Origin of the sequence: Chitinophaga caseinilytica (assembly GCF_038396765.1) — a bacterium.
Classification (GTDB): domain Bacteria; phylum Bacteroidota; class Bacteroidia; order Chitinophagales; family Chitinophagaceae; genus Chitinophaga; species Chitinophaga caseinilytica.
This window is the reverse complement of the sequence record NZ_CP150096.1, coordinates 2,874,136-2,896,097: the sequence shown is the minus strand read 5'-3', so window position 1 is coordinate 2,896,097 and position 21,962 is coordinate 2,874,136. Positions and strand designations below refer to the sequence as shown.

Sequence of the window (21,962 nt, the reverse complement as noted above, 5' to 3'; positions counted from 1 at the left end):
TTAACCAATTGAAAAACAGCACTTGGAACTGAACCCGATTATGAGCATCACCATGTAATGGAAAACAGGACCTAACAAGCAGCTGGATCGAGCCAGGGGCAAGACAATTTCAGCACCGATGTATGTAGAAGAAAGGCCATATCACGTGAAGCGGGCAAATTCCCGCGCACTGTAGACGCAGGTACGCAATGATCAAACATGCAAAAGCATCCGGACCGGAAAACAGCCGACGTTAACCCGCCGGCGTCGCGCCATTGAGTTCCGCGATTTTTCGCGCGTGCAAACGCGTGCGGAAAGCTGTTTGCCCCATCGCCTGCCTGCCCCTGAATCGTTTATTATCAACCTCTAAATCCATCGAATCATGCTTCAACGCGCCACTGATCCTTAGCAGCAACGGCAAGTAACTTACGATTTATCAACCTCCCATCATTTCACTAACCTCTAAATCGCCAGAACATGCATTTCCTTAAACAATGTACCTGGCTGCTCCTCCTGCTTTGCAGCGCGATTTCCGCGCAAGCCCAGCAGCGTGTAAGCGGCCGCGTTACGGACAATGCGGGCAATGGACTGCCCGGTGTTACCGTCCGTATCCAGCATACCAACCGCGGGACCGTTTCCGACGTACAGGGCCGCTTCGCCATCGATGCGCCGGCCGGCAGCACGCTCGTATTTTCCTTCACGGGATACAAAACCGTTTCGCAGGCGGCCTCCGGCAGCGCCATGGCCATTACGCTCGAAGAAGACTTCGCCAACCTCGACGAAGTAGTGATCACCGGCCTGGCCACCAGCGTAAAGCGTAGCAACCTCGCCAACGCCGTGGCCACCATTTCCGCGAAAGAACTTTACGGCATGGCGCCCGCCCAAACCTTCGACGCCGCTTTGAGCGGTAAGATCCCCGGAGCACTGATCACCGCCAACTCCGGCGCGCCCGGCGGCGGGATGTCCGTTAAAATGCGCGGGGTAACGTCTATCTTCTCCAACAGCCAGCCGCTGTATGTGGTAGACGGGATTTTCATCAGCAACGTCTCCGTTCCCGCGAGCCTCAACATTATCACGGCCGCTTCCCGCGCGGGGAACGAGCAATACCAGGATAACCCCTCCAGCCGTGTGGCCGACATCAACCCGGACGATATCGAGAATATCGAAATACTGAAAGGCGCTTCGGCCGCCGCCATTTACGGCTCCAAAGCCGCGGCAGGCGTGATCATCATCACCACCAAAAAAGGACAGGCCGGCCGCACGATCGTGAAGGCGCGCCAGGACGTGGGGTGGACGCAGGCCCGGAAGCTCCTCGGCATGCGGCATTTCACCGAACAGACCGCTTTCGATAAAGGCGGCGCGGCGGCCAGGGATGCTTTCATCGCCGCCAGGAACGCCGGCAAGCTGTACGATCACGAAAAAGAAATGTACGGCGAAAAAGGCCTCCTGCTCAATACGAACGTGAGCGTTTCCGGTGGGGACGAACGCACCGGGGTCTTCTTCTCCGCCAACCGAAAAGACGAAGACGGCATCATCAAAAACACCGGCTATTCCAACAATTCGCTGCGGCTGAACGTAGACCACAAGCTCAACAACCGCATTTCCGTTGGGTTGCGCGCCACGTACATGAAAACCTCCTCCGACCGCGGGCTCACCAATAACGACAACAACTCCATCAGCTACGGCGTTGCCCTTTCCGCCGCGCCGGAATACGTGCCCCTGTTGCCCGACGCCAACGGCAACTACCCGATCCTCGTGGGCGCACAGAACCCCATCGAAACGCGGGATAAAATGCGGAACAACGAAACCGTCAACCGTGTGATCACCGGCGGCGAAATCAAGGTATTGCTGCAGGAAAGCCCCAAAAGCAATACCCGCCTCATCGTTCGCGGCGGGGTCGATTTCTTCCATTTGAAAACGGAAGCCATCTTCCCGCGGTCCCTGCCTTTCATGAAAGACAACCTCGAAGGCGCCTCCATCCAGGGGAATACGAGCAACCTCAATTCCAACCTGGCCGGCATCCTCGTGAACCAGTTCGCCGCTAACAACAAGCTGAACTTCACGACTTCGCTCGGCGCTACGCTGGAAACCAATTACCTCGACCTCATCCTGGCCACGGCCACCAATACCACGCCGCTGCAAACCAACGTAGACATGGCCGCCAACGCCGCTTTACAGCAGTTCCGGACCAAGTACCGCGACAACGGTATTTTCATCCAGGAAGACCTGCTGATCATGGACGCCATTACCCTCGGCGTGGGCTTGCGGCTCGACCGTTCTACCAATAACGGCGACTGGAAAAAATACTACGCATTGCCCAAGGCGTCTGCCTCCTGGAACATCGCGAAGATGCCTTTCTGGAAGATGCAACTCATCAACAGCCTGAAGCTCCGTGCGGCCTATGGCCAGTCGGGCAACGTAGCGCCTTACGGTGCGCGGTTCCTGGCGGCTTTGCCCAGCAATATCGGCGGAAACGGCGGTGTGCTGGTCGACAACCAGCTGGGGAACCCCGACATCAAGCAGGAAAAACAGACCGAATTCGAAGCCGGTGTGGACGTGAGCTTCCTCAACGGCAGACTGACGCTGGAGGCCACCTATTACAACAAAAACATCTTCGACCTCCTCATCCGCCGGAACCTCCAGCCCTCTACCGGATTCACGGCACAGTGGCTGAATGCGGGCGACCTCAAGAACACCGGTATCGAAATCGGGATCGGCGCCCTCCCCGTCAACAAGAAGAATTTCCGCTGGAACACCCATGTCAATTTCTGGAAAAACAAGTCGAAGATCACCAAGCTGCTGATCCCGCCGTTCCCCATGGGCGCATTCGGCAACTCGCTGGGCAACTTCTATATCGAAGAAGGCAAATCCGCCACCCAGATCATCGGTACCATCGGCATCGGCAAAGGGACCGCCGTGCTGGGGAATTCGGAACCCGACTTCCAGCTGAGCACGCTCAACGAATTCAATTTCCTGCAGCGTTTCAGCTTCCGGTTCATGCTGCACTGGAAGAAAGGTGGAGACAACATCAACCTCACCCAGCTGCTGAACGATCTGAACCAGACTTCGCCCGATTATGACGACGATAAGAACGGCAACGGCATCAAGGATGGGGACGACCGCAATGAGGCTTTCGGAAAGGGCTTTGCCGCCGGCTTCGTGCAGGACGCGTCTTACGTGCGCATCCGTGAAATGGGGCTGTATTACGACGTGCCCATCCCGCGGAACAAATACATTACCGGCGTGAACATCGGTGCGTCGCTGAACAACTGGATCACCTGGACCAAGTACGACAGCTACGATCCGGAATCTTCCAACTTCGGTTCCAACACCATTTCCACCGCTACCTCGAGAGGCAGTAACGGCCTTTCCTCCGGCGTGGAAGTAATGCCTTACCCGGCATCGAAGCGCGCCACTTTCCACGTGAACGTAACGTTCTGATTGTTTCATCCGAAAAGAATTCAACATGAAAAAGCATCTGATCATATTGTTGGGATCGCTCATCGGCCTGGCGGCCTGCCAGAAGGGCGAAATCCCCAACCTTAACAGTCCCATCGTAGACGACGCCATCCGGAACGGCACCAAGGTGAAACTCGACAACCTCATGGTAGGCCTGGAATCGGGTACGCGGAACAGTCTTGCCACCTACTACGACGCCATCGGCCTCATCGGCCGTGAAATCTACCGCATGTCGGCCTCCGAGCCCCGGTACACCAAAGAACTGATGGGCGACGGTACGCTCGACAACAACACGTTCTACATTACCAACCCCTGGGCCGCCCGTTACCGCGTGGTGCGCCAGGGAAACATCATCCAGGATGTAGTCGCCAATGCCACGTACCTGTCAGACGCGCAGAAGAAAGGCTATACCGGTTACACCAAAACCATCATGGCTTACCAGTTGCTCATGAACCTGAACATGACGTATACGAACGGTATCCGGACGGATGTGAAAGACCCGAACAACATCGGGCCCATCAAGGGATACCCGGAATCGCTGGCGGATATTGCGGCTTTGCTCGACCAGGGCAAGGCTGACCTGACCGGCGCCGAGATCGCGTTCCCGGTTACGATCGGCACCAACATCAACGCCGCGAGCCTCCTCAAGTTCAATCGTGCCATTGCGGCCAGGGTGGCCATTTACAGGCAACAGTGGGCAGCGGCGCTGACAGCATTGAACGAGTCGTTTTTCGATCTGAACGGTCCGTTCGACAATGGGTACTACCATTCCTTCAGCAACAAATCCGGCGACCAGCTCAACCCGCTCTTCCTGCCGCAGAACACGACTTCCGGCGAATTCAGGGTGGCTACGCCCTATTACGCGGCCGACATCAAACCCGGCGACGACCGTATCGGGAAAGCCACGCTGCGCACCGAGCCGGCCACCCAGCTGGGCCTCGTCGGCAACCGCGACGTATGGATCCACAAAGGCAACGAAGCGCCGGTGTACATCATCCGCAACGAGGAACTGATCCTGATCTACGCCGAAGCGAAAATCCAGCTGAGCCAGATCCCCGATGCCATCGTAGCCCTTAACGTTATCCGGGACGAGCATAACCTGACGCCATATGCAGGTGGCATCACCCAGGCGGCGCTCATCACCGAGCTACTTTACAACCGCCGGTATTCGCTCTTCGGCGAAGGCCACAGGTGGATAGATATGCGCCGGTACAACAAACTGGGCGAGCTGCCCAATCCCCGCCCGAACGATAAAGTGTGGGACAAATTTCCCGTTCCGCTGACGGAAGGGAATTGATTTAAAGAAAACAGTGAAAAATAAAGAGGGCGCCCTTGCTAGGCGCCCTCTATTCTTTTACATGGCAAAAGAATATAAGTATGGTTTCCGTTTAACGCCGCCTGGGTATGGGCGGGTCAGTTATGCGTAAAACGTACCATATCTCCCGAATGTTACAGGCTGAACGGAAATAAAAAAACCGCTCCCAGGAGGAAGCGGTTGTCTTTTCACGACAAATATTTTATAAACCCCTGCGTTTCATCTCTTTACGGATCAAGCCCAGCTCGCGGCCCATTTGCCCGGCGATGGAAGTGTTTTCCTGTGCGCGGCGGATGAGGTACGGCATTACGTCTTTCACCGGGCCGTAAGGCAGGTATTTGGAGACGCGGTAGCCGGCGTGGGCGAGGTTGAAAGTGATGTTGTCGCTCATCCCGTAGAGTTGGGAGAAGCTGACGCGGGGCGAATTATGCGGGATTTTCTTTTCGTCCATCAGGCGGGCGGCCAGCATACAGCTGTCTTCGTTATGCGTGCCGATGAACAGGCCCAGCGAATCGATGCGGTCCAGGCAGAAGGTAAGAGCTTCGTTGTAATCTTCGTCTGCGGAAGGTTTGTTGGGCTGGATGGGCGATTCGTAGCTCAGTTCTTCCGCGCGTTTGCGTTCTTTTTCCATGTAAGCACCGCGAACGAGCTTGGCGCCGAGGAGGTAACCATTGGCTTTGGCGAGGTCGAAAGATTTTTTGAGATATTCGAGCCTGTCGTGCCGGTACAATTGGAAAGTATTGTAAACGAATACGTTGTCTTTGTTGAACTGGCTCATCATTTCATCCGTGAGATCGTCTACCGGTTGTTGTACCCATGATTCTTCGGCGTCTACGAGCACGGCGATTTTCGCTTTGGCGGCGGCGGCGCAGATGGTGCGGATGCGTTCGCGGACGCGGTTGAATTCGGCTTGTTCGTCGGCCGGGAGGGTTTCTCCGGCGTGGATTTTTTCGAGCAGGCTGAATCTTGCGAAGCCGGTGACTTTGATGGGGAGGAACGGGATGTAGGGTTTGCCGGCTGCGTATTGGATGGCACGGAGGAACTCGGGGACCGCCTTATCGTAATTTTCTTCGCCTTCGAGGGCTTCCACACCATAATCGAGCGCAACGCCAACGCCGAAACGGCCGAGGGCTTCTGCGGCGTGAACGGCTTCTTCGAGGGATTCGCCTCCGCAGAAATGGTTGAAGATGGTGCTTTTGATGAGGCCTTTCACGGGCAGGTGGAGCTTGAAGGCCAGCGGTGTGGCAAAGGCGCCGAATTTTACCAGCCAGGGCTTGCCGATATTGCTGAACAGAAAATTCGCTCTTTTCAATTCCTTGTTCGACATATGCTCGAACGCAATGGCTGTATTCTCAAACGATAAGGGTAGCTGTTGTTCCATGGCCCGCAAAGTTAAGGGGAACGATCCCTTCTAAAAAAATCAGTTTTTACTTATGATCAATTTCTGACATACAAGAACGGGAGCCAGCAAGGGTCCAGCCGAATTTTTTACTATATTGTAGCCGGGACGTACACCAAATCTTTTTATTCCCAACCATGAGTGCACGAATCAAGCAAAACAGACGGCCACGATTTCCACTGTATATGAAAAGGCGGCGCAACTGGCAACCTGTTGCCCTCGCGCTGATACTCGTCATGCTCATATCCGGAGGCGTGTTTTACTACCTGGCCGGCCGCCACCAGCGGAGCTCCGCCATGTTGCAGCCCGGCATCCGGTATAAACTCTACCAGAGCCGTTACGGGGAAAGGAAAGCGATACGCCTGCCAGACAGTACGCTGGTCATCCTCAATTCCCGCTCCCGCCTCTACATGCCGTCCGACTATCCCGGCCGCCGGGAGCTGGTGCTCGACGGGGAGGCGTTTTTCTCCGTGCCCCAGGGCCAGCCGCTCACGGTTTGGACAGACAAGCTCAAGACCATCACGCCCGGCGCTACTTTCCGCCTGCATAGCCTCGAATCCCAACAGGGCGCTTTCTGCTACGTGCTCAGCGGCTCCGCACACGTCCGCAAATCATACCACTCCCCTTCCGACAACCAGCCGGAAGACCTGGTGGCGGGCCAAAGCGTGCTCGCCAACAAGATGATCGACCTCATGGAAAAGGAAACTTTCGAGCTGGAAGAGCAGAAAGACTGTCTCAATAATCGCCTCGTGTTCCACAATACTCCGCTGCCTGCGGCGTTAAAGAAGATGGAAGACTGGTATGGTGTGGAGATGGAAGTGAAAGGCAATCGCAGCGAGCCGTCCCGCAACATTACCGGCGAGTACAGCAAAGAAACCCTCCGGGAAATGCTGGAAGCCCTGCAAGACAGTATGGGCTTCACTTACCGGATCACACGTGACAAAGTCGTGATCAAATTCTGACAAATTCCATATCCTCTGGAAAAAAGCCCCGGCATAAGGGGCAATAAAAAAGGGTGACGATGCAGATCGTCACCCTTTGTATTTTTTCAGGCCCGGCGCTACCATTCGCGCTCCTCGACCGGCAGATTGCGGATAAAATTATCGAACATATCGCCGTCGTAGTCGCTATATGCGCCATAAGCGTTAATGATGTAACCCTGGATACCTTCTGCGTTTTCCAGCAGGTACAGCACCGCCGCGTCGTCCGGGTTAGATTCGCCCTCGAACCGGTAGGTCCGGATGATCTTCACCCCATCTGCGCTGAAAGTGCGGCCGGAATCCGTGTCCAGCAGCTTCCCGTCTTCCATGAGCCGCAGTTCATGGTCTACGCCTCTTTCCTTCAGTACTTCCATTACGTCTGATAGCGTTGTCATATTGTGTCCTGGATTTGTGATCATATTACGATGAATTTGTAGCGCTTATTAAAAACAATGGGCCGGGCCAATTGTTCGTCAGCTCAGTTCCATGCCCACGCGTTTCAGCAGTTCGAGCGTTTTGCGCACGCCCGCGTCTTCCGCGTCTTTCATTCCTTCATATTCTATGCCGATGTAACCGGTATATCCTGCTGCTTTGACAATTTGCAGCATTTTTTTGTAATCCGTTTCCGTTTCGTTGCCATTGGCATCAAAATCATGGCTTTTGGCACTAACGCCTTTGGCGAAGGGCATCAGTTCGGTTACGCCTTTGTAGCGGTCGTATTCTTCGATGCACTTGGTGGCGTGCCATGCTTCGGGGGTATTGTCTTTGGGTTTGGACCGCTCGATACAGAAGTTGCCGAAGTCGGGCAAAGTGCCGCAACCCGGTTTGTTCACGCCTTTCATCACGTCGCTCAGCCAGATGCCGTTGGAGGAGAATCCGCCGTGGTTTTCCACAATCACGCCGATGTTGAAATCTTTCGCGAAATCGGTGAGGCGGCCGAGGCCGTCGATGGCGGCTTTCTTCACTTCATCTGCCGTGCCGTGGCCGGCCGCGTTCACGCGGATGGAATGGCAACCGAGGAACTGTGCGGCTTCCACCCATTTGTAGTGGTTCTCCACGGCTTGCGTGCGTTTCTTGGGATCGAGGTCGCCCAATTCGCCTTCGCCGTCGCACATGATGAGCACGGAGGTAACGCCGTTGTCGTCTGCCCGTTTCTTCATATCGGCCAGATAGTTTTTGTCTTTGGCTTTGTCTTTAAAGAACTGGTTCACGTATTCCACGCCGGTGATGCCGTAATCTTTTTTCGCTTTTTCGGCGAAGTCGAGGTTAGACATTTTACCGGAAAACAGGGCGTTGTGGAAGCTCCATTCTGCGAGGGAAATCTTGAAGAAGAGATCTTTCGCCGTGCCGGTGGCGCCGGTGCTGTCTGCTTTTGCAGAGTCTGCATTGCCGGAGGTACCTCCGCTGTTGCAGGCGGTGAGGAATGCGGGCCCGAGGGTAACGCCGGCCGTGAACAAACCGATCTGGCGTAAGAAATGTCTGCGGTTCGTGGATGATGACATGGGTGTAAAGATTTGAAGTAATGAAACAGTAAAGACTACACGTTAAACTCCGTGAACGTGGAAGTATCAAACAAATTAAGCAAAAAAAACAGTAAATCAAATGCCTTTCGGGGATCAGGCCTGTTCCTGGAGCCAGTAATAATAATTGAGGACGGCGCGGATTTCGCCGTACCCCACTTCATCGCCCAGTTGTTCCCTGATGCGGGTAAGCCCCTGCGCCCCGGCGCTTTCGACGGCCCGGAGGATCCAGGCGAGGCGGCCGCTGTCGGGCACCATTTCCCGGATGTCCAGCTCCCCTTTCCGGATAAAATCGGCGAGGTGGCTTTCTACGGTGGAAATGGCGAGCCCCCTTTGCGCGGCGATCTCTTCCACCGCCATGCCGTCCTGGAACAACTGCAGGCTCGCGCGCTGACTGTTGCCCGTTTCGGGCTTCGATTTGCGGGGCTTGACGGCCTTGCCGGCCTTGAGGTGCATCTGGCTCTGGAGGCCGTGGCGCTGGCAATATTGCAACATTACTTCGAGGAAAGGTTCGCCGTATTTGGCGAGCTTCACTTCCCCGAAACCCGAGATCCGCGCCAGTTCCCCCATGCTCTGGGGCAGCCAGGAACACAACTCGGCCAATGTGGCGTCGGAGAAAATGATGTACGGCGGCACACGTTCCTTCTCCGCCAGGCTCCGCCGCAACTGCTTCAGTTCGGCCAGCAGCACGGGCTGCGGAATGTCGCCCGTATGGCGGGACGATCCGGATTGCATGGCACTCCCCTGCGGAGCGGCCACCTGGGCCGTCAACTGCACCTGCACTTCGCCGCGGAGCACGCTCCAGCTGGTATCGGTGAGGCGGAGGAGCGGGTATTCACCGGTCGACTGCCCCAGGAACCCCAACTGCATGAGCTCGCGGGCATATTGTTTCCATTGGTCTTTCCCGATGTCTTTCCCGATGCCGTAAGTTTTGATTTCCTGGTGCGCTTCGCGGACGCCGGCGCTCCCGCGCAGGAAATCCACCACGTAATTCAGCCCGAACCTTTCCTGGAGGCGGTATACGGCGCTCAGCAGCTTCTGCGCGGCCACGGTGCCGTCGGCCTTTTCGTACTGGCCCTGGCAGATGTCGCAATTACCGCATGCGTCGGGGGATTCTTCGCCGAAATACCGCAGGAGGTATTGCCTGCGGCAGGTGATCGTTTCACAAAGACCGGCCATTTGTTCCAGTTTGCGGAGCATCACAGCCGATTGTTCTTCGTTGCCATCCACGCTGGCAAAGCGTTTCATCTTGAAAACGTCTCCCGCGCTGTAGAACAGTATGGCTTCGGAAGGCAGGCCGTCGCGGCCGGCGCGGCCCGTTTCCTGGTAATATCCTTCGATGTTTTTGGGCAGGTCTGCATGTACCACGAACCGCACGTTGCTTTTGTTGATCCCCATGCCGAAGGCGATGGTGGCCACCATGATGCGGATATCGTCTCGCAGGAACCGGTCCTGCCGCTCTTCGCGCAGCGCCCGTTCGAGGCCGGCGTGATAGGCGGCGGCGGAGAAGCCTTCCGACTGGAGGTCTTCCGCGAGCGATTCGGTGCCGGAGCGCGACAGGCAATAAATAATACCGCTATCGTCCGGGTGCTGGCGGAGATATTCCACCAATTGCTGGTAATGGTCTTTTTTCGGGCGAACGCTGTAGTGGATGTTCGGCCGGTTGAAGGAATTCTCGAATACGGCGGGGTTGCGGAGCCGGAGCTTGTCGAGGATGTCCTGTTTCGTGATGCCGTCTGCCGTGGCGGTGAGCGCGATGACGGGCACGCCGGGGAATTTGTCTTTCAGTTGCCCCAGCGCCAGGTATTCCTGCCGGAAATCGTGGCCCCAGTGACTGATACAGTGCGCTTCGTCGATGGCGAACAGCGCAACTTTCAGCGTGGCGAGCCATTGCATGAAATTGGCTTCGCCGATCAGCCGTTCCGGCGCCAGGTACAGCAGTTTTACCTGACCGAGCTGCATCATCTGCATCACGGTCTGCTGTTCCGACATCGACTGGGTGGAGTTGAGATAGGCAGCGGTGATCCCGTTCTGCCGCAGCGCGTCTACCTGGTCTTTCATCAGGGCGATGAGCGGGGAAACAACGATGGTGACGCCTTCCAGCGCCAAAGCTGGCAATTGGTAGCAAATGGATTTACCACCGCCCGTAGGCATTAATACCATCGTATCTCCCCCATTCAGCACGTGCTCGATGATAGCCTGCTGATTATGACGGAATTGCGTATAACCGAAATGTTGTTTCAGAAGCGCGAACAAAGACTGCATACCCGACTAAAATTTAGCTTCCGGGCAAATATAGCATAAAAGGATGTGCATAAATTTAACATCAACAACCATGGGCGGAAAGAAAAATTCTGTTATATTTAGAACGAGAGTCGAAGCTACTTCAATACTAAATCGAAAAAGCAAGAAAGCAAGACTGATACAACTATTACAACTGTCGCACTAATTACCCAAACAGAGAACTTATGGAACTGCTGGCACCCATTCCTACACTGGCTACACCATCACTCCAGGAAACGGTAGACTTTTATGTTACCGTGCTGGATTTTACCTGTAAGGCGCTGGACGAACAATGGAAGTTCGCGTCTATTCAGAAAGACAAAGTCACCATGCAACTGGTGCATCCGCAGGCGAAATATCCTTTCGGCAGCTCAACGCCTTTCGAAGAGCCCGTTTTCACCGGTGAAATCTATATTCATATGGATGGGATCGATGAATTGTGGGAGAAGGTGAAAGACCGTGCGGAGATTTGCTTCCCCGTTCAGAATTTCGATTATGGCATGCGCGAATTCGGGATTTACGACAACAATGGTTATCTGATCCAGTTCGGACAGCAGATCAGCGCGTAAAATTCCTGATGGAAGCGGCGAAAAAAAACCGCAGCGGACCCGCTGCGGATATTATCCATTAAGACTCACATTCCTTCTGCTCCGTAGGGTTTTCGAGAGGACAATGCGTTTTTTAGATGGAAAATAATGTATGTTAAGCGACGATAATCAATGTGTTGAGGAAGACAGATTCAGATTTACATAAATATAGTTAAATTCGTTGACTCGCATACATTTTTTTAAAACCCCGCTTCCGCATGAAACCTGCCCTCATCTTACTACATGGCGCATTGGGCGCTGTCCAGCATTTCGACAGCATCGCATCTGTATTGGAAGACCAGTACACCGTTTACCGTTTCAATCTGTACGGGCACGGTGGTACGCCGTTACCGGAAGCCCCCTCCGCATAGAAGCCCTCACGGGTCAGCTGATCGATTACATCCGGAGCCAAAACATCGGCCCTGCGGCTGTTTTCGGCTACAGCATGGGCGGCTACATCGCCCTGCAGGCCGCCATCCAGGCGCCGGATACCATTTCGCGCATCCTCACCCTCGGCACCAAATTCGACTGGACGCCCGACGTGGCCGCCAAAGAAGCCCGGACGCTCAACGCCGACTTCCTCCGCGAAAAAGCCCCCGCGTTCGTCAACCAGCTCGCCGAATTCCACGGCCCCTCGGCCTGGGAACCCCTCCTGCCCGCCACCGTAGGCCTTATGGAAGCCCTGGGCCAGCGCCCCCTGCTCACCCCGGAAACCGTTACCGCGGTAGACATCCCCGTGCGGCTCATGGTGGGCGACCGCGACCATATGGTCAGCGTGGAAGAAACGCTGGGCATCTTCCGCAGCCTGCAAAACGGCTCCATGGTGGTATTGCCCGAAACAAAGCACCCCATCGAGAAAGTGAACAAAGCCGTGCTGATCTGGGAGATCCGGTCTTTCATGACGCTGTAACGGCGGCGCAGGGATAAAAAAAGGGCGCTCCCGGCCGGGAACGCCCTCTGCATCCGCTTGCGCGGCCATTATTTTACGACCACCACCCCGTCGGCGACGATCACGATGTCTTTCTTCGGTGCATTGATCTTTTCGATCTCGGCTTTGCTTTTGCCCGCGTCTTCCGCGTAATGGCGCAGTCTTTCCACGGAAGTTTCCGTCACTTTCGCCTTACCTTCCAGCACCACGGTTTTGCCCACGATGTTCTGCGGCATGAAAAACGCGTAATCCGTGAATTTCACCATCACGGCTTCGCCGTTTTCGCGCTCCAGTTTCATGAAGCAGCCTTTCTTTTTGCACACTTCCACCACTTTGCCTTCGATCTTGCCGGTATAGGAAGTGTCTGACCCGATCTGCTTTTCGAGATCGTTCAGCGCCACAGCGCCTTGTGCGTCAATGGATTTGCCGTATGTAACACCGGGTGCGGCAGGTGCGATCTGGGTTTGGGCCTGAGCCCCGCCTGCGGCCAGGAGCGCCGCGGCAAACAGGAAAAGGATTTTTCTCATAAGTAAGCTGATTTACGGTACTCAAATATACGGCGCAAAATCCGCCCCCGGGCCATGGTTATTTTTTAATTTATGAACAGTTATAATATATATTTGTAACGTGGGAACCGACCCACCGGATACACCATCTGAAACGGGCGTTCGCTATGTCGGCGCCCGTATTTTTATGCCTCCCCGCTGATCTTCCCCACCGCTTCCGCAAATGCCGCACCGATGGGAATGTCCGTATTCCCCACATACACGCTGTTCCGGTCGATGCGGTCTACCCGCGCATTGGCGACGATGTAAGACCGGTGCACCCGGGTGAACTGGCCAGCAGGCAAAAGGTCCAGCGCATCCTGCATGGAAAGGCGGCTGAGCAGCTTGCGGTCGCCCAGCACGAATTGCACGTAATTGCCGGCGCTTTCCACGTAATGGATGTCCTGGAACGCAACCTTGCATTGCTCGTACCCGCTTTTGACGAAAATGTAATCCTGCGGTTGGGGAACAGCGGAGGGTTTGTCCTGCTTCAGCAGCAACAGGCTGTGCGCTTTATTGCAGGCTTTCAGGAAACGTGCGAGGGAAAAGGGTTTCAGGAGATAATCGATCGCGTCCAGCTCAAAGCTCTGCACGGCATGTTCGGAATACGCCGTCGTGAAAATGGTCATGGGCGGCTCGTGGAGGCCCGACAGGAAATCGAGCCCGGAAATATCGGGCATTTTGATGTCGAGGAACAACAGGTCGATCTTCTCGCGCCGCAGGTAGTCCATGGCTTCGAAAGCGTTGGTGAACGTGCGCTTCAGTTCCATGAAAGGTACTTTCTCCGCATGCGCGGCGATCACCGAAAGCGCCACGGGCTCATCGTCTATCGCTATGGCTGTCATTTTCATAAGCACAATTTACGATTTCAGGCTTTATGGAGTAATAGCAGCCTCCGCGCGGAAGCCCAGAGTTTGCGGAAGCTCCGTCCGTCGGCCCGTTCCCATTCCTCCACCAGTTTTTCCGATTCCCGGCGCCGTGCGGAAGCCGTCAACCCGAAAATATGGTCCATCACTTCCTTGTCTGCCGCTCCCGCGCCTTCGGTAAAATGTTGCTGCAATTGCTTTTGCTGTGCGGCCGACAGTTCGGATTCGTTGATGCTGGACGCGGTGATGGCCGCCAGGCGGGCATCGTACTCGCCTTTGGGCATCATGAGCTTGGTTAACAGTGGCATGATCTCGATGAGGGTGATGATGAATACGATGAGCCGGTACCGTTGTTTGAGCGGCGGTTTTTCTTCCGTGAGCGTGTTGAGCGCCTCTACCTGCGCGAGGAACCCGTCTGTCAACGTAGCGCGGTAGGCCGATTCGCGGGTGCTGTCTTCCGCCTGGATGAGCGCCAGTTCTGCCAGCGGACCTTCGCGGAGGGTGGCGGTTTCAGACCTTAATTGCCGCAATTCGTCTTCGGCTTTCAGGTATTCGTTCCGTTTCACTTTCGCGATGGCGTACTCCCCGATCTTCCCGGAGCCGCCGGTGCCGTCGGTTTCGCGGATGTAGGCGTCTTTGTAGTCTTTCACCTGCTTTTCGCGGTCGGCGAGCGTTTTATCGAGCCCCACCAGCTGCGTGCGCAGCCGCGTGGTGCGTTCGGAATTATAGGTGGTTTGCTGTTTGCGGAAATCTTCCATCTTCTTTTGCCGGTCTACCACCATCTGCGCCTGCACGTCTTTCTGGAAAAGCATCAGCACCACGGGCTGCGAGATGAACAGGCCGATGGTGATGGCGAGGATGAGGCGGAAGGCGACGGGCAGCACCTGTACTTTCCCGTTGCGCTGCATCGCGGCGATGAGGCTCCTGTCGATACAGAGTACGGCGAACCCGAAAAACAGGGCCAGTCCGTAATTGAGCAGGTCGTCTTTCACGACGGTGGAGAAAAAATACCCCCAGGCCAGGGTGGCGAAAAGGGCCGTCACGAGCACCGCCAGGCCGATGATGCGGTACCTTTCGCGGTCTGCGCGGCAATCTGCCAGCACTTCGGGATCTGCGGCGGCGAGCCACCACAGGAAGCGGCTCCAGCCATCGGGTTCTTTGCTTTTTACCGGTCGGTGATCTTGTTGTTGCGTGGTGTCGGTCATGCTGATGGAACTATTTTTTCGGATTTGATGGTCAGGTGAACGAAGAATTCCGATGCTGTTTCGCGGATAGACAGTTCGTGCCTGCCGGGATAAATATGCTGCAGCCGTTGGCGGACGTTATTGAGCCCGATGCCGAGGCTGTTGCGTTCCGGATCGTTTTCCCTTTTGGGATGGAGGCTGTTGTAGGCATCGAAATAGATATGATGATCGTCGCACGAGAGCGACACTACGATCCACGACCTGTTTCGCAGGCTGATGCCGTGTTTGAAGGCGTTTTCCACGAACGGGATGAGCAGCATGGGGGCGATGGCGTGCTCGCAGTTGGCGTCCTGGATGTTGACTTCGATCTTGATGTCGGGCGATTCCTGGGTGCGCAGGCGTTGCAGGGCGATGTAGTTCTGGAGGTACCCGACTTCCTTGCTGAGGTGGATTTTTTCTTCCGTGTTTTCGTGGAGCATGAAGCGCATCATGTCTCCCAACTTCTGGATCCCTTCGCTGGTGCGGCCCGCCTGTTCCTGGAGGGCGGTGCCGTAGAGGGTGTTGAGGGCGTTGAAAAGGAAATGAGGGTTGATCTGGGAGCGCAAGAAGTCCAGATTGGCGGAAGAGCGACCCAGTGCTTTCTCCAGGGTCAACACCTCATTTTTTTGGCTGAGCGTGGCCCAGGTGAGCCACCAGGCGAGGGGGATCACCATGAGCAACTGGCACACGAATATCAGGATGTAGAATGGCGCCATGTGGCTGATGTTGGTAGAAGCGTCTGCCAGTACGCAGGCCAATACATAGGTAATGAGGAATACCATGATGGCATTGGGCAGTAGCTCTTTCCAGTGGCGCTCCTTGCGGAGCAGCGGGCCGAAAAAGCGGCGGCTGATGAAATAGTAGCAGATGATATAGCAGCCGGCCGACCAGAAGAACAGGTTGGTGCGGGCGGGATGGCGGTCGAGGATGAAAAAGAACGTGACGGCGAGCCAGACGATGACGAGGATGACCATGTCTGCCGGGATCTTGATGCCGGCGATGCGGCGGCCCCAGCCGTTTTCGGCGCCTGCGAGCAGGAGGGATTTCATGCCGGAATAAAAAGCGAATGCCACCAGGCACACGAAATCGATGATCAGGGCACGGCCGGCGCACCAGTTGTGAAAGGCGCGTACACTGGAAAAATCGGTCCGGTAGCCGTACTTCCAGCTTTCGGCCACCATCAGCATGAGGAAAGCGCCGACCGCTACACCCAGCGAGATGGCGATGCCGCGCCAGTACCGGTGGTGTTCCACGAACTGGGGCATGGCCCGGAAATTCAGCAAAATGAAGCCCCCGTACATGGCGGTGTATGTGAGCAGGCCGGGCCAGACGGCATGCAGGAAATGATCGTACGGCACACCATTATTTTCGTACATCCAGGCCAAACCGGAATACCGGCCGTCGTCAGACAGTACAGGGAAAAGGATCGTGAATAAAGCCAGCAGGTAAATGCCCGTAGCCGCCCATATTTCCACCTTTTGTAACTTATTCATGCAAGATTTCTTTGATGCAATATTAACAAAGCCCCGCCGTCCCTTTTCGTAAATGGGATGAAAAGTTGGGATTATGGGACGAACCTGTCTTTTTTATAACTTTGCGCCCATGTCTAAAGTAAAAGTCGGCTACGTTCAGATGAGCTGTTCCGCCAACAAGGCGGACAATCTTGCCAAAGCCATCGAAAAGGTCCGGGAAACCGCGGCCAGTGGGGCGCAGATCATCTGCCTCCAGGAACTGTTCACTTCGCTGTATTTCTGCGATGTGGAAGATTACGAGAATTTTAAACTGGCCGAGCCCATCCCCGGCCCTTCTACCGAATCCCTCGGTGCGGTGGCCAAAGAGCTGGGGGTGGTGATCATCGCTTCCCTGTTCGAAAAACGGACGGAAGGCCTCTACCACAACACCACCGCCGTGCTGGACGCCGATGGCTCCTATCTCGGCAAATATCGCAAAATGCACATCCCCGACGATCCGGCGTATTACGAGAAGTTTTACTTCACCCCCGGCGATCTCGGATATAAAGTCTTCAAAACCAAATTCGCCACCATCGGCGTGCTCATCTGCTGGGACCAATGGTACCCCGAAGCCGCGCGCATCACGGCGCTCATGGGCGCACAGATCCTCTTCTACCCCACCGCCATCGGCTGGGCCACGAACCAGGACGAAGCCACCAATACCGAACAATACAACGCCTGGCAAACCATCCAGCGCAGCCATGCCGTCGCCAACGGCATTCACGTGGTGAGCGTGAACAGGACTGGTTTCGAGCAAGACGGGCTTATGAAATTCTGGGGCGGCTCCTTCGTTGCCAACCCCTTCGGCACCGTGCTCCACCAAAGCTCGCACACCGATGAAGAAAACGTGGTATTGGAGCTCGACCTTTCCAAAACAGACCGCTACCGCACGCATTGGCCTTTCCTGCGCGACCGCCGCATCGACTCCTACCAACCGATCACCAAACGCTACATAGACGACGAACAATGATACAACCTACGCCCCGGGAACTGGGTTACTACTTCCCGGCTGAGTTCCATCCGCATACCGCCACCTGGCTGAGCTGGCCCCACAAGGAAGCCAGCTGGCCCGGAAAGATCGATGCCATCTTTCCCCACTACAGCCGTTTTATCAAATACCTGGCAGACAGTGAACTGGTGCGCATCAACGTGGCAGACGAAGCCATGAAAACCTTCGCCACCAGGCACCTCCAGAACGCCGGCGTGAACGTCGGGAACGTGGAATTCTTCATCCACCCCACCAACGACGCCTGGTGCCGCGACCATGGCCCCGCATTCCTCATCAACCCCAACGCCGAAAAGAAAAAGGCGGTGGTAGACTGGAACTATAACGCCTGGGGCGGGAAATACCCTCCCTTCGACCTCGACGATGTGATCCCCACCCGCATCGCCCGCCATTTCGACCTGCCGCTCTTCGAGCCGGGCATCATCATGGAAGGCGGATCGGTGGAATTTAACGGGAAAGGGACCATCCTCACCAGCACCTGCTGCCTGCTCAACGAAAACCGTAACCCGCACCTCAACCGCGAACAGGTCGAAAAGTACCTGCACGATTTCTACGGCGCCAACCAGGTGCTTTGGGTGGAAGAAGGCATCGTGGGCGACGATACCGACGGGCATATCGACGATACCATCCGGTTCGTGAACGAAGACACCGTGCTGACCGTCATCGAATCCGACAAAAACGACGAGAACTACGACATCCTCCAGCAGAACCTGCGCCAGCTCAAAGCCATGCGCCTGCTGAACGGCAAGCCCCTCAACATCGTGGAGCTGCCCATGCCCGATGCGGTAATCTGGGAAGACCAGCGCCTGCCGGCCTCCTACGCCAACTTCTACATCGCCAACAAATACGTCATCGTTCCCACTTTCCAGTGCAACAAAGACGAGCAGGCCCTGCGCATCATCGCCGACTGCTTCCGCGACCGCGAAGTGGTGGGGGTAGATTCTACAGACATCATCTGGGGCCTCGGCAGTTTCCATTGCCTGAGCCAGCAGGAACCCGCGATTTAACGCGCTTTATTTTTCCAAATAGAAAAGGGCTGTATCATCATCCGATACAGCCCTTTTCCTTTATCCGAACTAGCTTATTTGTATTTGAAGCGGTACGCTACGGTAGCGGTGAACTGCCGCGGCGGGATCGGGTTGATGCTGTAGTTTTCATGCACCAGGAAGTTGTATTCGTTGGTGATGTTGGACAGCTTCGCCATTACGGAGAATTGCTTCCAGCCGTAGCCGATGTTCAGATCGAGCGTGGTGTAGCCTTTGACATTGAACATACGGTCGGGCTGCGCGGTGGTATTGTTCCAGCCCACATTGCGATCGCCGGTGTAGAACGCCATCACGCCGAATTTCAGGCCTTTCGCGCCGCCGTTCTGCAGGGTGTAGAAAACGCTGGCGTTAGCGGTGTGGTGCGGGTTGTTCACGAGGCGGTCGCCTTTCAGGAGGTTGCCGTTGGTTTTGCCTTCAGCGGGAGTAATGGCTTTGGACACGAAGATATCGTTATAGCTGTAACCGGCCACGATATCGAGCCCTGCAACGGGATGCCCCGCCAGGTCGATCTCAACGCCGTTGCTGGTAGTACCGCCGATGAGCTCCTTCATGTTCGCGTCTCCGTTGATTTGTCCATCGCGGGTATAAGTAGCCACCTGCGCGAGGTTGCTGTTCCTGATCTTGTAAACGGTAAGGTTGGCAGACAGTTTGCCGGCAAAGAAATCGTTCTTCACGCCCGCTTCGTACTGATCGATGAGCGAAGGCTTGAGGGCTTCTTTGTTCAGGTCGTACCCGGAGTTGGTGGTGAAGGAATTGCTGTAGCTTACGAACAGGGCCGTGGTGGGGATAGGTTTATATACCACACCGAAACGGGGTGAGAAAGCGTTGTCGTATTGGCCTTTGGTGAAAGTTTCCGCGCCGGTTTTGTACACGGTTTTCCTTTGCGCCTCGTTGCCGATATAGCTCCAGCGGATGCCGGCGAGCACTTTCAGTTTTTCGGAAATGCTTACCAGGTCTTGCACATAACCACCGAAACGGGAAACGGGCAGCCTGTTGATCTCCCTGGCGGTAGCCATCGGCATATCCTGGCGGCCGGGCTTTTGACCGAGGTCGCGGAAGCTGATCTTGTCGTACAGGTTTTTGCTGGTGCCGTATCCGCCTTCGAAATCCCAGGCAGTGGTATTGTCGGTGGTATATTTATCAGCGTCTACACCTGCAAGTACGGTATGTTCAACGGACCCGGTCCTGAATTTACCGGTGAGGTCGATCGTAGCGCTAACGTATCTTTCGTCGTTAAGTGCTTTGCCGAGCGGCCGGTCCAGCGAATCTTTCGAGAACTGCAGTCTTTCGATGGAGTAATAATCCCTTTTGTATTGCTGGAAAGCCACGTTGCCGTTGATGCTCCAGTTGCTGTTCAGCTGATGCCTTACGGTAACGCCCGCAGTGGCCTGCTGAACTTTGGAATACTGCCAGGAGGTGCCGAAGAAAGTGTTCCGCGGAACGTCTACGATGGATTTACCGTTGTTGGTGCCGATGCCGAAGTCGGGCGTGTAATCGTGTTTCAGGTAATCGCCCTGCACGATGATTTCGGTGCGGGGAGATACTTTGAAGAGCAGCGAAGGGTTCACGTAGTAGCGTTTGCTGCTGACGTGGTCGCGGTAGCTGCCGGCGGATTCGTAGGTACCGTTTACGCGGTAGGCTACTTTGCCGCTGATGGGGCCGTAGATATCGAAAGAGGGTTTGTAGAGGTCGTAGCTGCCTACGCGCATGCTCACTTCCCCGCCGCCTTCGAATTTGGGCTGTTTGGTGACGAGGTTCATCACGGCGCCGGGGGCCACCTGTCCGTAGAGGATGGCGGCGCTGCCTTTGAGCACTTCAACGCGCTCGAGGGAGCTCATTTCCGGGAAAGTGCCGGAGTTGACGCGTGCACCGTTTTTGAACATATTATAGCTCCCGAAACCGTAACCGCGGGCGGAGAAGGTTTCCTGGGTACCGGCGCGCGTGGAAGCGAGGTAAACGCCGTTCACGTTTTTCACCACGTCGCTGAGGCGCTGGGCCTGCTGTTCGCGGATGGTGGCCTGGCCGATCACGGCTACCGCCTGGGGAAGGTCCATCACGGGGATGGGCAGTTTGCTCAGGTTAACGGGGCGATCGTTCTGGGTGCGCTTGTCGGAAATCACCACTTCGGAAAGCTGGTGAGCCGTTTCTTCCAGCGAAATATTGATTTCCGTGCCTTGTTCACCGGTGATGGTGATCTGTTTTTCAACAGGCTTAAGGCCGACAGACGATATGAAGAGGGTGTAAGATCCGGGCTTGAGGTTGCGGAGGGAGAAGGACCCGTCTTCGCCGGTGGTGGTGCCGCGGTTGAGTTCGCGCACTACAACGGTTACGAAGCCGGCGGGCTTGCCGTCGGCGGTGGATACATGTCCTTTGAGGGAACCTTTGGCGGGGTTTTCTTCTTCAGATAAGGTGGCTGCAGTATCGGAAACTGCTGCAGTTATATAGTAGGTTGATCGTGCTGCCGCCGTGTGGGCCCCAAGGGCGCCGGCGAGCATCAGGAGGTAAACTTGCTTCATTTGCTCACTCTAAATTTCTGCAAAGAACAGCTGTTTTGACCGGTAAAGGCGGTCGGATCGGGAAATCCATTTACGCGATCGGGAAAAAGTTTGTACGTTGTTCTTTTTTCAAACAACTCACTGAATTACAAATACTTAACCCTAAAAAGTCGTTTTTGCCCAATACATCCTTTCCCGATCCGAAAATATACATCATATTGATTATCAACACATTTCACATTTTGTAGTGTACGAACGCGAAAGCGGAAAATCGCCTGTCCGGGAGAACCGGCTTTCCCGATTTGTTGGAAATCCGGTGGATGGAAAACGCAATGTCTGCAACTCATGTCAAAATTTGCCCATGCGTTTCTTGTCGTTACACCTTTTTTCTTCTCATCCGAAACGCCATCAGTCAATGGCGATTTTCCCCGGGCGATCGTCTTTTTTCAACCCATGTGAAAATGTGTCCGCGCCTGATTTTTAAAATTCTTTGGGAATTTCTGGCACGCCCATTGTTTGTATTTGCATGAACCAAAAACAAGAGTCATGAACAAGATCATCATCGCAGCTTCCGTTTTGGGCACCGCCGCCGCCGGCATTTTCTGGTACATGAAAAACCGCCAGCGCGCAGACGCCGCCATCGACGATATGAAGAAAGCTGCCCGCAATGCATACGACCGCGTCAGCAGGAAAGCCGCGGAGGCCAGCCATAAGGCAGACCGTAAGGTAAGGGAGCAACTTGCATAATTCTCTCTACACTATCATATACCAAAAGGGCCGTCATTTCGAAATGACGGCCCTTTTGCGCTTCAACCGATAT

The 21,962-nt window shown here is 55.3% G+C and carries 18 protein-coding genes; 9 read left to right on the top strand and 9 right to left on the bottom strand.

The features are described from left to right. Positions 1-456: 456 nt before the first annotated feature. Entirely contained in the window at positions 457-3,420 is a 2,964-nt protein-coding gene (locus WJU22_RS12090) for a SusC/RagA family TonB-linked outer membrane protein (protein WP_341843486.1), read from the top strand. Between the two features lie 25 nt (positions 3,421-3,445). Then, positions 3,446-4,735, top strand: coding sequence for a RagB/SusD family nutrient uptake outer membrane protein (locus tag WJU22_RS12085; protein WP_341843485.1), 1,290 nt, complete (start codon positions 3,446-3,448; stop codon positions 4,733-4,735). 220 nt (positions 4,736-4,955) lie between these two features. Here WJU22_RS12085 and WJU22_RS12080 read toward each other — a convergent pair whose 3' ends face one another. Further along, entirely contained in the window at positions 4,956-6,134 is a 1,179-nt protein-coding gene (locus WJU22_RS12080) for a proline dehydrogenase family protein (RefSeq protein WP_341843484.1), read from the bottom strand. A 203-nt stretch (positions 6,135-6,337) separates the two neighbouring features. Here WJU22_RS12080 and WJU22_RS12075 point away from each other — a divergent pair, with 203 nt between their 5' ends. Beyond that, positions 6,338-7,114, top strand: coding sequence for a FecR family protein (locus WJU22_RS12075; RefSeq protein ID WP_341843483.1), 777 nt, complete (start codon positions 6,338-6,340; stop codon positions 7,112-7,114). Between the two features lie 98 nt (positions 7,115-7,212). Here WJU22_RS12075 and WJU22_RS12070 read toward each other — a convergent pair whose 3' ends face one another. The 3 genes from WJU22_RS12070 to recQ all read right to left on the bottom strand — a co-directional run bounded on the left by WJU22_RS12070 (position 7,213) and on the right by recQ (position 10,917). Further along, a complete protein-coding gene (locus WJU22_RS12070) occupies positions 7,213-7,527 on the bottom strand; it encodes a hypothetical protein (protein ID WP_341843482.1) in 315 nt (104 codons plus the stop codon). 78 nt (positions 7,528-7,605) lie between these two features. Next, positions 7,606-8,634 carry a sugar phosphate isomerase/epimerase family protein gene (locus tag WJU22_RS12065; protein WP_341843481.1) on the bottom strand — a complete coding sequence of 343 codons (1,029 nt, stop codon included), beginning with the start codon at positions 8,632-8,634 and terminating at the stop codon, positions 7,606-7,608. Between the two features lie 114 nt (positions 8,635-8,748). Then, positions 8,749-10,917 carry a DNA helicase RecQ gene (gene recQ / locus WJU22_RS12060; RefSeq protein ID WP_341843480.1) on the bottom strand — a complete coding sequence of 723 codons (2,169 nt, stop codon included), beginning with the start codon at positions 10,915-10,917 and terminating at the stop codon, positions 8,749-8,751. A 203-nt stretch (positions 10,918-11,120) separates the two neighbouring features. Here recQ and WJU22_RS12055 point away from each other — a divergent pair, with 203 nt between their 5' ends. The 3 genes from WJU22_RS12055 (at position 11,121) to WJU22_RS12045 (ending at position 12,432) form a co-directional block, all read left to right on the top strand. Beyond that, the gene (locus WJU22_RS12055) at positions 11,121-11,504 is read left to right on the top strand and encodes a VOC family protein (RefSeq protein WP_126247149.1); all 384 of its coding nucleotides are present in this window, start codon (positions 11,121-11,123) and stop codon (positions 11,502-11,504) included. A gap of 236 nt (positions 11,505-11,740) precedes the next feature. Then, on the top strand, positions 11,741-11,893 hold the full coding sequence (locus tag WJU22_RS12050; RefSeq protein ID WP_341843803.1) for a hypothetical protein: 153 nt from the start codon (positions 11,741-11,743) through the stop codon (positions 11,891-11,893). Further along, on the top strand, positions 11,890-12,432 hold the full coding sequence (locus WJU22_RS12045; protein WP_341843771.1) for an alpha/beta fold hydrolase: 543 nt from the start codon (positions 11,890-11,892) through the stop codon (positions 12,430-12,432). The genes WJU22_RS12050 and WJU22_RS12045 overlap by 4 nt, the downstream gene beginning before the upstream one ends. Positions 12,433-12,500: 68 nt before the next feature. Here the strand turns inward: WJU22_RS12045 and WJU22_RS12040 are convergent, their stop codons facing one another. The 4 genes from WJU22_RS12040 to WJU22_RS12025 form a co-directional block, all read right to left on the bottom strand. After that, positions 12,501-12,977, bottom strand: coding sequence for a DUF4920 domain-containing protein (locus tag WJU22_RS12040; protein WP_341843479.1), 477 nt, complete (start codon positions 12,975-12,977; stop codon positions 12,501-12,503). A 164-nt stretch (positions 12,978-13,141) separates the two neighbouring features. After that, positions 13,142-13,846: a LytTR family DNA-binding domain-containing protein gene (locus WJU22_RS12035; protein ID WP_341843478.1), complete on the bottom strand. Its 705-nt coding sequence runs from the start codon at positions 13,844-13,846 to the stop codon at positions 13,142-13,144. 17 nt (positions 13,847-13,863) lie between these two features. After that, the gene (locus tag WJU22_RS12030) at positions 13,864-15,066 is read right to left on the bottom strand and encodes a DUF4407 domain-containing protein (RefSeq protein WP_341843477.1); all 1,203 of its coding nucleotides are present in this window, start codon (positions 15,064-15,066) and stop codon (positions 13,864-13,866) included. Beyond that, the gene (locus WJU22_RS12025) at positions 15,063-16,577 is read right to left on the bottom strand and encodes a sensor histidine kinase (RefSeq protein ID WP_341843476.1); all 1,515 of its coding nucleotides are present in this window, start codon (positions 16,575-16,577) and stop codon (positions 15,063-15,065) included. Before WJU22_RS12025 ends, WJU22_RS12030 begins: the two co-directional genes overlap by 4 nt. A 109-nt stretch (positions 16,578-16,686) precedes the next feature. Between WJU22_RS12025 and WJU22_RS12020 the strand changes: the two genes are divergently transcribed. Together WJU22_RS12020 and WJU22_RS12015 are read left to right on the top strand one after the other, a co-directional pair. Next, positions 16,687-17,565, top strand: coding sequence for a carbon-nitrogen hydrolase (locus tag WJU22_RS12020; protein WP_341843475.1), 879 nt, complete (start codon positions 16,687-16,689; stop codon positions 17,563-17,565). Beyond that, positions 17,562-18,608, top strand: a complete 1,047-nt coding sequence (locus WJU22_RS12015; RefSeq protein WP_341843474.1) for an agmatine deiminase family protein — start codon at positions 17,562-17,564, stop codon at positions 18,606-18,608. Before WJU22_RS12020 ends, WJU22_RS12015 begins: the two co-directional genes overlap by 4 nt. 74 nt (positions 18,609-18,682) lie before the next feature. Here the strand turns inward: WJU22_RS12015 and WJU22_RS12010 are convergent, their stop codons facing one another. After that, on the bottom strand, positions 18,683-21,163 hold the full coding sequence (locus WJU22_RS12010; RefSeq protein WP_341843473.1) for a TonB-dependent receptor: 2,481 nt from the start codon (positions 21,161-21,163) through the stop codon (positions 18,683-18,685). 525 nt (positions 21,164-21,688) lie between these two features. On the opposite strand from WJU22_RS12010, the gene WJU22_RS12005 reads away from it, so the two are divergent. Continuing rightward, positions 21,689-21,889, top strand: coding sequence for a hypothetical protein (locus WJU22_RS12005; RefSeq protein WP_341843472.1), 201 nt, complete (start codon positions 21,689-21,691; stop codon positions 21,887-21,889). Positions 21,890-21,962 lie beyond the last annotated feature (73 nt).